Source organism: Streptomyces sp. CB02366, assembly GCF_001905905.1.
Lineage (GTDB): Bacteria > Actinomycetota > Actinomycetes > Streptomycetales > Streptomycetaceae > Streptomyces.
The window spans coordinates 149,582-160,401 of record NZ_LIVT01000012.1; the positions used below are offsets into that span (position 1 = coordinate 149,582).

The window sequence follows — 10,820 nt, forward strand, 5'->3', positions numbered from 1 at the left end:
GATACATCCGGTATCGGGGCGGCCCTCCGCCTTGCGGTCGCACGCACCGGACGCCGCCGAACCCGCCCTCCGGGCGGACGGCGCTACTTTCGCAACACGCCCTAAAGGTTGTTGCAGAAGGAGAGCAGAGACCGCGGAGCACTTCACCGCCAGCGTCACGAGCACCCGCGAAAGCGGGCGAACCGACGCTCGTGAGGACTCGGATCATGGCGGGTAATCAGCGTTCGTCCAGTTCTGCAACAACCTTTAGTACTCCAGCCGCAGATCGTGATCTTGGGTGCGGGGCTGGAATCGGGCGGCCGGATCGATATCGGATCGCGTGCGATGGTCGCCCGCTGGCACTCTGCCCCTATGGATCACGCAGAAGTACTGCTCATCGGAGGACGAGCTGGTGTCGGCAAGACGACGGTGGGGTGGGAGGTTTCCGCGCTGCTGCGCTCCGAGGCAGTCGCTCACGCGATCGTCGACGGCGACTTCATGGGGCAGGTACATCCGGCACCAGAAGGAGACCCTCACCGCGCGGAGATCACCGAGAGCAACCTGACTGCCGTGTGGGCGAACTTCGCACAGCGCGGCTACCGACGCCTGATCTATACGAACACCATGAGCGTGCTGCCGGAAGCGACGGGCATGTTCGAGCGTGCCATGGGGGCCGGAGCGGGGATCATACGAGTCCTGCTCACCGCCTCCGACGCCACCGCCCGCGAGCGACTGGTGGGCCGAGAACTCGGCTCAGGGCTAGAACACGAACTGGCAGGAAGTATCCGCAAGGCACGGCTTCTGGACCAGCGGGCCCCCGCACAGACCGTGCGAGTGGCGACGGACGGACGGCTCGTCACTGACATCGCGCGGGAGGTAGTGGCGGCCACCGGTTGGGCCGGGCCTCACTTCGTCCGCAGGCCATGACCGTGTTGGCAGGCTAATCGGGGAACAGGTACGGCCCTCGGCGATCACCAGGGTGTGAAGACAGAAGATCATACGGTGGCTGCAGGTCAAAGCATGGACCCTGCCCGTTGGCAGGACACGTTCGAGTCCGTGATGGGCCGCATCGCGCCGCGGTTCGCGCCGGTGGAACCGCGACGCCGGGCACGGAAGTCCGTCCTTGGCCTGTTGTCGGATCTGCCGCGCCAGAACTGCTGGACGCTCGCCGAGCACGCCGGGAACGCGACTCCGGATGGCTTGCAGCCCCTGCTGTCCAGGCCCAGGCGGGATGCCGATGCGGTCCGCGACGACATCCGCGGCTTCGTTATCGAGCAACTGCAGAGGAACGCCAGCGACCGCCCCCAGTGCGGGCGGTAATCGCCGATGGAGGCGGCGAGGCACACGAACAAGAAGGGCATCAGGCCGTACTAGGTTCTGTCTCTCCCATCACGACCAGAGAAACACACCGTCGACGTGGCGTCTGCTCAATTCTCATGTGCGGTTACCAGAGCGAAGGAGAGGAGTTCTCCGCGGTCTGTGGTGAGCATGTCGATAACGGGCTGGTTCGCGCTCTGGCCGTCGGGATGGTGTTCAGCGCCAGCCCGGGCCCACAACAGCCAGTCCTGCCAGGCGTTCTGCTGCAACCGCGCGGATGTGACCTTCACCAACTCGGTGATGTCCCACTGGAAACGCCACCACTCCGCCGTGTGCCAGGCCATCGCTTCCCAGCCGACCACTTTCTTGATGTGGGGCGGTATCACCCCGAGTTCACGGATCTCCTGTGTCATGGCCGGGGTCGCCATGCCCAACTGTCCCCCGGGTCGGAGGAAGCGCAGCAGGTAGGGCAGAAAGTTGTCCGCCGTACCGAAGTATTCGAAGGCGTCCACGCTGACGATCGCGTCGAAGCGCTGCTCCTCGAACGGCAGGGCGTGCGCCTCCGCTCGCACGGCCTCCACCTGGTCACTGACGCCCGCCTCGGCGAAGACCGCTGCCGCCTGTTCGGGAGCGATCCACAGGTCGGCCGCGACGACGTCGACTCCGTACTCGCGGGCGAGGAACACCGACGTGGCGCCCTTGCCGGAGCCGAGGTCGAGAACCCGCATGCCCGGACGCAGGTCGAGATCGTGGGCGAGGTCTTCCAACAGCCACAACGGGTTCGGCCCCATGACGAGGTCGAGCAACCAGGCGGGGTCATACCGGGAGGAGCGCGGATAGCGGTCCGGACGTATGAGATCGTTCAAAGCAGTCACGATCATGCACCCAAACCGATCACATGCCCGGTAGCAACCCGTTTTGGCCCTACTGCGTCGGCTCTCGATCCCCGTCCGTCCCATCCTCCGGACGGCGGCGCCGACTCGCTAGAGGAGCTGTGCTGGCTGGTCCAGCGGTTCCGTGCGTCCCTCACCGACGCAGTGATCTGTGAGGCGGTCTGTGCCATTGAGCCGGTCATGGCCCGCCAGCGCAAGCTGCTGTGGGCCCTGGAGGGCTTTCCCGAACTGCTGCCCGGCCAGGACCACACCTACGTCGCCGAGATCGCGCACCGCAGCGAACGGCCTAATGGCTGTCCCAGAGCTCGAAGAGCCGGACAGACCCTGAGCAGACGACCGGTGGCCATCCCTGAAGGTGAGGTCCCGCCACAGGCCGCCACCGTCAAGGATGCGCCTCATGACCACCGATCAGAACCTCACCCCGCTCCGCCCAGCGCATTCCGCACCCGTCGTCTTCGGCGCCGGTGCCGCGATGGGTGGGATAGCCGGCCTGGGCAGCGCCGAATTCCGGCTGCCACCCCTGGTCGGCCTGCTCGGGTCCGCCACGCTCTCGGCGGTCGTCCTGCAGCGGGAAGCCAGTCCCTGCTGGTGTCGCTGCCGACCATACTGGTCGCCTTCGCCCGCTACAGCCGTGACGGCAGCTTCGTGGTGCTCGGCGGCCCTCTCCGCTTCATGCTGGTCACGGCGGCGGGCTCAATCGTCGGTGAGGTGCTGGGCGCCTGCTGCTGGGTGTTCTCGAAGCTGGTGCTCATTCCGGAGCTGGCCGTGGCCCTGCTCGTCTCCTCGATCGAACTCGCCCCTCACGCCTGACTGCGCACCCTGGCCCGGGGTGGGACGGTGCCGCAGGTTCAGGTACGCGGGGCAGGGACGTTCTGCTCCAGACGGGCGCCCAGAGTGGTTGCGAAGTCCTCGGCGCGAGAGAGCTGGACTCTCAGCTTCTCCACCTGTTCCTTGGCGGCCTGCCGGTAGGTCCGCACGCGCTCCAGCAGCGCCTCGCGCTCGCCGTCGTCGAGAGCGGCTTCGCTGTCCAGGCGGTCGGTGGCGGCCAGCAGGTCGCGCATCTGCTCCAGCGTGAACCCGAGCGGTTTCATCCGGCGGATCACCATGAGCCGGGAGACGTCGGTCTCGGTATAGAGGCGGAAGCCGCCCTGGGAGCGGGCCGAGGGGGTGACCAGGCCGGTCTCCTCGTAGTGCCGGATGGTGCGCAGGGACAGCTCGGTGCGGGTGGCGACCTCGCCGATCTGCATGTGCTTGTCGTCCACGCCCATGTGCCTGGCCTTTCTGCTCGTGGCGGGCCGCATCCCGTGCGACCCCACCGATCTCTACTCTAACGTTAGGGTAGAGTTGACGAAGGTGAGGGTGGTCCGGCTGCCCCGCTGCTGCCGTTCCGGGGCCTGTGCCACCCCCGGCGAAGATCCGATTCTTGCAGGAGAGAGCGTGCCCGAGCCCATGACGCCGATCGCCGCCGCCTGCCCGCCGTGACCCTTCGCCCTCGAACGTGACCGTCCGGCCGGGTACCGCCCCGGCCACCGGCTCACGTCCTTCACGACTTCCCGGCCCGCATCGGGCCGCCCGCGGGATGCCGGCCGGTCTCCCGTGCCTCCTCCCGCACCCCCGGCCCTGCCCGCGGTGTGCCCAAGCACGACAGGTACGCATCTCCTTGTCTTTTGCCGCTGTGACTCCCGCCGCGCGGTTGCGCGGTCTCAAACCCGACTGGCTGAACAACCCCAAGGTCTGGCGCACCGAGATCCTCGCCGGCCTCGTCGTCGCCCTGGCCCTGATCCCCGAGGCGATCTCCTTCTCGATCATCGCCGGGGTCGACCCGGCCATCGGCCTGTTCGCCTCCTTCACCATGGCCGTGACGATCTCAATCGTCGGCGGCCGCCGCGCCATGATCTCCGCCGCGACCGGTGCCGTAGCCCTCGTCATTGCTCCCATGAACCGGGAACACGGACTGGGCTATCTGATCGCGACCGTCATTCTGGCCGGTGCCTTCCAGGTCGTCCTCGGCGCTCTCGGCATGGCGAAGCTGATGCGGTTCGTACCCCGCTCGGTGATGGTCGGCTTCGTCAATGCCCTCGCCATCTTGATCTTCATGGCTCAGGTCCCCGAGATGCACGACGTGCCGTTGGCGGTGTACCCGCTGCTCATCGGCGGGCTCGCGCTCATGGTGTTCTTCCCGAAGGTCACCAAGGTGATCCCGGCCCCGCTCGTCTCGATCGTCATCCTGACCGTCATCACCGTCGCGGCCGGCATCGTGGTCCCCACCGTCGGCGACAAGGGCTCACTGCCCTCCTCCCTGCCGGTGCCCGGCCTGCCGGACGTGCCGTTCACCCTGGAGACCCTGTCGACGATCGCGCCGTACGCGTTCGCGATGGCCCTGGTCGGCCTGATGGAGTCCCTGATGACCGCCAAGCTCGTCGACGAGATCACCGACACCCACTCCTCCAAGACCCGTGAGTCCATCGGCCAGGGCGTCGCCAACATCGTCACCGGCTTCTTCGGCGGCATGGGCGGTTGCGCCATGATCGGCCAGACCATGATCAACGTGAAGGTGTCCGGGGCCCGCACCCGCCTCTCCACGTTCCTGGCGGGCGCGTTCCTGATGGTGCTGTGCATCGCCTTCGGCCCGGTGGTCTCCGACATCCCGATGGCCGCCCTGGTCGCCGTCATGGTCATGGTCTCCTTCGCGACGTTCGACTGGCACTCCGTCGCCCCCAAGACGCTCAAGCGGATGCCCGCCGGGGAGATCGCCGTCATGGCCATCACCGTGATCGTCGTCGTCGCCACCGAGAACCTCGCCATCGGCGTCGTCGTCGGCTCCATCACCGCCATGGTCATCTTCGCCAAGCGCGTCGCCCACCTCGCTCGCGTACACGGCGTCCTCGACCCCGACGGCACCACGGTCGTCTACCACGTCACCGGCGAGCTGTTCTTCGCCTCCTCCAACGATCTCGTCGGCCAGTTCGACTACGCGGGCGACCCCGAAAAGATCGTCATGGACCTGTCCGGGGCCCACGTCTGGGACGCCTCCTCCGTGGCTGCTCTGGACGCGATCGAAACCAAGTATGCCCAGCGCGGCAAGACCGTGGAGATCACCGGGCTGAACGACCTGAGCGCCGACCTCCACGGCAGGCTCACCGGCGAACTCCCCAGCCACTAACCGCAGTACTCAGAACGCAGTAGGATCCCGACCGCTGGAGCGGAAGGCCGGTCGGGGTCCTACTGCGTTCTCACCAAGAAACATCTGTGAGAGTTCTGAGAGAGCCTCGCGAGCGATCACGTGAATTCAGGCAGCAGACGGCGAGCACTTCGGGAGGCGCCACCACCCGACGCTGCAGCACGATCACCGAAACGGCAATGTGCAGAGCGCGGGGTCCAGCATGTTCTCGATGAGGTCAACAGCGCGCAGTGTGCCGTCCTCGGCCCGGGCGGCGGCCTGCAGCTGCTTGGACCGGTCGACGCGTTCTGGATCCGTGACCAGAACGTCTAGCGCCGCGCGAAGGGTCTCGGCGGGGGCGTCAGCGGTGTCCACACGGGCGGTGAACTCCCCGCACAGCACACGGACGCGCGAAGCTTGCTGATCGCCGCCACCGCACCCCTGTACCACCAGCTAGTGCTCCTGCATGCCGATCCGGACCCCCAACTCCCTCAACGGGCCGCGAAGGCGGCAGTCCTGGCGGCTGCCGCGGGCGCCTTCACCGTCCGTCGGGAAGAGAGCCTGTGATCGAGGAGACAAGGAGCGGACGCAAGCGCGGGTGTGGAGGATGTCGTAGCGGGGCACGGCGTCCATCCGGGCCACTTCCTCCACTGCACTGAGCGTCCACCGGCCCGGCGTGCCCGCCGGGCCGGTCACGCGTCAGGCTTGCGGCCTTGTCTGCCTCTCCTTGCCGCGCCGGCCCTCGGTGGCCGCCGACGGCGGCAGCCGAGTCCAGCCACCCGGCGTCAAGAAACCGCACCGTTTCCCGAGGATCGGCCGCCGGCCGCCGAAGGACTGTGGCACCTTCGACGGCTTCCTCAAAGACCGCCCCCTCCCGAACTGGCCCACACCCTTTGACGAGCGGTGGGTTCCGCGAGCCCGTACGGCAGCCCTCACCCCCCGACGCGCGATACGGCCGGATGCGCATGCTCACAGGGCCGCGGGGCCTGCCGAGGTTTGCTTCTGGTCGCGCTCGATCTCTGCCCGTTCCTGGGCGATCTCCCGGGTGAGGAAGAAGTTGAGGACGGTCCGGATGGCGGCGATGGCTGCCAGCTGGCCGATCTCGGTGAAGCTGGGCGCGACCGCTGTACGCAGGACGTCACCGGCGAGCTGGAACTCCAGGCCGAGTACCAGGAAGCGTCCGAGGCTGAGGCGGATCTTGTTGAACTCGGTGATCAGAGAACGTCTCCGAAGTCCGGTGCTGGTAAACCGGGCGAAAGCCCAGATGGCGCCCGTGAAAATGATCAGTGCTCCGGCGGCTTCGATCACGTGGACGAGCCACCCGATTACGTCCCGCACCGTCGACTCGGACAACAGTTCTGCTGGCAGTGACATACCGGCCCGTCTACCCGCCCCCCTCCCGGCATACCGGTGCGCCACAGGGGGCTGCGCAGGCGGGAGCGACCAAGGGGATCCGAGCGGGGGTGGCCGGTGGCGCATGAAATCGGCGTATCGAAGCATACGCATGAGATGGAATGCGTCATGTACGAGGAACGCTCCGGCCGGTCGGAGACGGTGGAGTGCGGCATGGAGGACGAGACCTGCCAGCTGGTGTTGAAGCGGCTGCGTGACCTGGGAGAGGGCGAGTTCGGCTGGGTGCGCCTGGTAGACCCAGCGGAAGCCGAGCTTATGCAGCTGGCGGAGGAGCTGGGCCTGCATCCTTTGGCGGTCGAGGACGCGGTCCAAGCGCAGCAGCGTCCCAAGCGCGAGCGTTTCGGTGATGTTTTGGCCGTCGCGGTCAAGACCCTCTGGTACGTCGATAAGGAGGCGGCAGTGGAGACCGGGGAGCTGATGGTCTTCGTCGGCCCCCGCTACGTGCTCACCGTGCGGCACGGCTCGGTCGATCCGGCCGCCGAAGCCGCCCGCCGACTCGAAGCCGACCCCGACATGCTGCGCTTCGGTCCGCTGTCCGTGCTGCACGCCGTCCTCGACGTCGTCGTGGACGCCTACAGCGACGCCGCGGACAAGGTGCGAGCCGCGCTCACCGAACTGGAGGACTGCGTCTTCTCCACCTCCCGCGTCGACCACACCGAACAGATCTACTCCCTCAAGCGTGAGGTGCGGGAGTTCCGTGACGCCGTACAGCCCCTCGTGCCCGTCCTGCAGGGGCTCCTGACCGGGCGAGGCCAGAACGGGCAGGGGCATCCGCCGAAGGTACTGCCTTACCTCCGCGACGTGGCGGACCACCTGGGCCGTACTGACACCGAGGTACGCACCCTCGATGAGCTGCTGAACTCGGTCCTGGACGCGCAGCAGGCGCGGGTAGGGACGTGGCAGAACGACGATATGCGCCGCATCTCGGCTTGGGCGGCGATCTTCGCGATCCCCACCATGGTCGCCGGTGTCTACGGGATGAATTTCGAGCACATGCCCGAGCTGCGGTGGAGTTTTGGCTATCCGCTCGCGCTGGGGCTCATGGCGATAGCGTCGGGGCTCCTCTATCGAGCCTTCCGCCGCAACGGCTGGCTCTAACGAGCTGGTGCGTGGTTGTAGTTGAAGAATGGTCAGGTGGGGGGGAGCCATCCTGTGCTGATCATGGTCGACTGGCGCGTTCTCGCGCTTCAGCTGTTCACAGGGATCTGTCGGCGGCATCTGGCTTGCCTGGTAGGGGAGTTGGCCGACCCGTGACAGGCCGTAGTCGAGGGCCACCGTCGCAAGACTCGCGGCGGGGCCCGGAAACGTGAGGCGGGGATCGGTGCCCGGCATCGGCTGCTGTTCGTCGACCGGCTGGTCGTCACGCTGCCCCACCTGCGGCACGATCTCCCGCATTCCGTCCTCGCTCTGCTGGCCGGTGCCGACCGTTCCACCGCCACTCCTGCGATCGGAGAGATGCGCGGGCTCCTGGCCGAGCGTTGATGTACGGTCCCTGAACATCTGGGCCTGCGGCTGCGGACCCTGGCGGATGTGTTCGCCTATGCCCAGGCCGAGGGTGTCGAGTTTCGTCTGGACGCCACCGAGATCCAGGCCCACAGGCTCATCGACCCATTCACGGCGTGCTTCATCGGCGTCGTGATCCACGGCACTGCGCGTGGAAGGTGTGGTCGCGGCGTATCAGCCCAGCGATCTTGTGGCAGCTACCGGCGTCGAAAACCGTTCCCTGGGCCTGGATGGAGTCCAGCAGGTAGTGCGTGCCGATGCTCACCACATCGATGGGGCAGTTGTCGCAGACGCCCAAGCTTGCCCGGTCGTTGATGACCGCGACAGCTGTGTGGACCGTGGTGTACACGCCGCGCGTGGCGAGGAAGGTCTGCAGGGCGGAGGCGGGCTCACTGACCTGACGGCCCCAGCTGCGACCTCGGCGGTCAGTCAACGCTCCCTGGCCGACGAGATTTCCGTACCGGTCATACTTTTCATAACTCCAGTAGTCGCCCTGTATGTGGACGCATACGCTGCGTCCTTTGACCTCAATCGCCCAGACCCCGCCCGGTCCGACGAGGAGGTGGTCGACCTCGCCGCTGCGGTTGGTGTACCCGCGGAACAGGAGCCATTCGTCCGACAGTGCTTGGAGCGCGTGGGTCACCGTGTCCTCGGCGAGCACTCCTGCTTCCTGCTGCGCCTGGCGGTGGAGGAGCGCCGGATCGATGACTGGTGCTCTGGCCTCCAGCTCGCGCACCTCAAGGTACTGCGTCAGCCGCTTGCCGAACTGCCACCACCGCCGTGACGCGGCGTGTCGTGCTCGAAGGTCCGTGACAGCCGCTAAGTGTTCGACGACTTCGCGATGGTGGCGTTCGATCGCCCCCTCAGTCTTCCGGAGTTGGCGGCCGGGGTGGTCGGAAAGCACTTCAGTCAGCATCGTCGCAGTCTATGAATCCGTGAATGCGCTTGGCTACGAAAGCGCGATGGCTTCGCGCCGGGTGGTGCGAGGGATCAAGGCACTGGGATTCGCAGGCCAGAGGCGGGGTTCCGCCGCGCGGACGGTCCGACTCGCCTCAGCAGGGCGCATCGTGGGCCGCCGCTTCCGCGGCGGCGGTCAGGGATTCAAATCGGAACGCGCAACCCTTGATCCCCTCCACCACATGCGGGACACGATCCGCGCTCGCCGATCACAAACCCTGGAAACAGCTGACCCCCTGGACCCACCGGCGCGAAACTCTGCCCGACACCTACCGGGCCATCGCCGGGCTCGTATCCGACCGCGCCGCCCACGGTGCACCGCGCGTACGACGCGGCCAGCCGGGAGAACGGGGTGGCGAACGTTCGGCGCGGCCAGTCCGCCGATCCGCAAATGAATCGCCGGCCCACCAGGCGGATCACCATGCCCTGTTCAGCGAGCGGAAGGTCCTTCAGCCTGCGCTGGTAACGGTGGTGGACCCCGTCCGCGAAGCGGCTGTAGTCCGGACATGTGGCGCGGCCTCCTGCTACCCCTCGACCCTACCGAACGTGACCGTAACTGCCTCGACCTCCAGCTCGTCGATCCTGTCGAACACCAGCGAATCCCAGAACGGTGCATCGGTCCGCATGACCAGAACCATCACTGGCCACGGTCAGCCGGAGGAGCGAACGGAATGCACCTGAGGGGGCGTCACTTCCGGTCGTCAGGCGACAAGGCGTACGCCGTCTCGTGCGAGCCAGGCCTTCGTAATCGAACAACGATGTCACGCTTCGCGACGGTTCCCCAAGATCTGTGACAGAACCGAGTTTTGATGTCACTCGGGTGCCCGTGGCCGCTCTTGCTGTTCCGTCCCAGCCCGGGGTTCTCGGAAGCCCCAGCCATCCGAGGTACGGGTGATCAGTCCGCTCGGATGAGGAAGCGCTGGTCGGCTGCTCCGGTACATGGTTCTTCGATCGCTTCGGCCCCCTCGGTGGTGTCGTTGGCGAGAATGCCGATGCACCGGCTGTTGTGGGCCGGGCGGAGCCGGAAAGCCCCGGCGCTGTCAGCGGCGGTGGGTTCCAGGCGGAACAGAGTGCCTTGCGTGCAGTCATCACGTGGTTCGAGCATGCCCTTGATCTGGTCGGCGCCCATGACCGTCAGGCATCCCTTTCCCATCTGGGGGTGGTGCCACTGGATGCGATAGCGGCCCTCGCCGATCGGTTCGAGATAGGTGCGCGGCACGGCGGCCTGGGCGCAGGGCAGTTGGACGGCGATGGCGCTGTTGTAGGTGCCGTCGCGGTCGCGCCCGTCGGTCAGGCAGAGATCGGGTGCGGGGGCGGGGCGGATGGTGACCCAGCCGCCGGCGGGAGTCCGGGAGGCGGCGGCTGCAGCAGCCGGTGCGCCTGCGCCCGGAGTTTCGTGGCCGTCGGCGAATAACACCCAGGCGGCCGGGGCGAGCAGCGGGACCATGAGCGCGGCCGCGAGCGCGACCGTGCGTCGCTTGGTCCAGTGGGGCTGCGAACCCGTGGATTCCTCGGTTTGCAGGTGAACCCCGGCCGTGGCATCGACTTCGGACACGGAACTCGGCGCCGTGGAAGACTGAACTTGCTCCGCTTTGACG

General features: G+C 67.1%; 10 protein-coding genes and 3 pseudogenes. 7 read left to right on the forward strand and 6 right to left on the reverse strand.

Annotated features, from left to right (window positions below):
• Window positions 1–351: 351 nt before the first annotated feature.
• Entirely contained in the window at window positions 352–906 is a 555-nt protein-coding gene (locus tag AMK24_RS26700) for a hypothetical protein (protein ID WP_073771466.1), read from the forward strand.
• 132 nt (window positions 907–1,038) lie between these two features.
• Window positions 1,039–1,260, forward strand: a pseudogene (locus AMK24_RS32755) (IS701 family transposase); the annotation flags it as partial.
• A 146-nt stretch (window positions 1,261–1,406) separates the two neighbouring features.
• On the opposite strand, the gene AMK24_RS26710 reads toward AMK24_RS32755, so the two are convergent.
• A complete protein-coding gene (locus AMK24_RS26710; RefSeq protein ID WP_073771443.1) occupies window positions 1,407–2,177 on the reverse strand; it encodes an SAM-dependent methyltransferase in 771 nt (256 codons plus the stop codon).
• Window positions 2,178–2,777: 600 nt separating this feature from the next.
• On the opposite strand from AMK24_RS26710, the gene AMK24_RS34925 reads away from it, so the two are divergent.
• A complete protein-coding gene (locus AMK24_RS34925; RefSeq protein WP_073771445.1) occupies window positions 2,778–2,999 on the forward strand; it encodes a hypothetical protein in 222 nt (73 codons plus the stop codon).
• Between the two features lie 38 nt (window positions 3,000–3,037).
• Here AMK24_RS34925 and AMK24_RS26725 read toward each other — a convergent pair whose 3' ends face one another.
• Window positions 3,038–3,451, reverse strand: coding sequence for a MerR family transcriptional regulator (locus AMK24_RS26725; RefSeq protein WP_199876507.1), 414 nt, complete (start codon window positions 3,449–3,451; stop codon window positions 3,038–3,040).
• A 413-nt stretch (window positions 3,452–3,864) separates the two neighbouring features.
• On the opposite strand from AMK24_RS26725, the gene AMK24_RS26730 reads away from it, so the two are divergent.
• Window positions 3,865–5,352, forward strand: a complete 1,488-nt coding sequence (locus AMK24_RS26730) for a SulP family inorganic anion transporter (RefSeq protein WP_242435260.1) — start codon at window positions 3,865–3,867, stop codon at window positions 5,350–5,352.
• 183 nt (window positions 5,353–5,535) lie between these two features.
• Here AMK24_RS26730 and AMK24_RS26735 read toward each other — a convergent pair whose 3' ends face one another.
• A complete protein-coding gene (locus tag AMK24_RS26735; protein WP_384579327.1) occupies window positions 5,536–5,724 on the reverse strand; it encodes a hypothetical protein in 189 nt (62 codons plus the stop codon).
• A gap of 6 nt (window positions 5,725–5,730) precedes the next feature.
• Here AMK24_RS26735 and AMK24_RS34930 point away from each other — a divergent pair.
• Window positions 5,731–5,916: pseudogene (locus AMK24_RS34930) on the forward strand (TetR family transcriptional regulator); the annotation flags it as partial.
• A gap of 402 nt (window positions 5,917–6,318) precedes the next feature.
• Here the strand turns inward: AMK24_RS34930 and AMK24_RS26745 are convergent.
• The gene (locus AMK24_RS26745; RefSeq protein WP_073771447.1) at window positions 6,319–6,723 is read right to left on the reverse strand and encodes a DUF1622 domain-containing protein; all 405 of its coding nucleotides are present in this window, start codon (window positions 6,721–6,723) and stop codon (window positions 6,319–6,321) included.
• Window positions 6,724–6,858: 135 nt separating this feature from the next.
• Between AMK24_RS26745 and AMK24_RS26750 the strand changes: the two genes are divergently transcribed.
• Window positions 6,859–7,860: a magnesium and cobalt transport protein CorA gene (locus tag AMK24_RS26750; RefSeq protein WP_073771448.1), complete on the forward strand. Its 1,002-nt coding sequence runs from the start codon at window positions 6,859–6,861 to the stop codon at window positions 7,858–7,860.
• Window positions 7,861–7,923: 63 nt separating this feature from the next.
• Window positions 7,924–8,361, forward strand: a pseudogene (locus AMK24_RS26755) (transposase family protein); the annotation flags it as partial.
• Window positions 8,362–8,386: 25 nt separating this feature from the next.
• Here AMK24_RS26755 and AMK24_RS26760 read toward each other — a convergent pair.
• Both AMK24_RS26760 and AMK24_RS26770 read right to left on the reverse strand, forming a co-directional pair.
• The gene (locus AMK24_RS26760) at window positions 8,387–9,181 is read right to left on the reverse strand and encodes a nuclease-related domain-containing protein (RefSeq protein WP_073771449.1); all 795 of its coding nucleotides are present in this window, start codon (window positions 9,179–9,181) and stop codon (window positions 8,387–8,389) included.
• Window positions 9,182–10,117: 936 nt separating this feature from the next.
• Window positions 10,118–10,820, reverse strand: a 703-nt coding sequence (locus AMK24_RS26770; RefSeq protein WP_206780348.1) for an RICIN domain-containing protein, incomplete at its 5' end; no start/stop codon positions are given.

What these genes read in the sequence shown, in the direction of transcription:
- AMK24_RS26745 (WP_073771447.1), bottom strand. Translation starts at nt 6,723, where the DNA reads ATGTCACTGCCAGCAGAACTGTTGTCCGAGTCGACGGTGCGGGACGTA.
- AMK24_RS26710 (WP_073771443.1), bottom strand. Translation starts at nt 2,177, where the DNA reads ATGATCGTGACTGCTTTGAACGATCTCATACGTCCGGACCGCTATCCG.
- AMK24_RS26700 (WP_073771466.1), top strand. Translation starts at nt 352, where the DNA reads ATGGATCACGCAGAAGTACTGCTCATCGGAGGACGAGCTGGTGTCGGC.
- AMK24_RS26750 (WP_073771448.1), top strand. Translation starts at nt 6,859, where the DNA reads ATGGAATGCGTCATGTACGAGGAACGCTCCGGCCGGTCGGAGACGGTG.
- AMK24_RS26760 (WP_073771449.1), bottom strand. Translation starts at nt 9,181, where the DNA reads ATGCTGACTGAAGTGCTTTCCGACCACCCCGGCCGCCAACTCCGGAAG.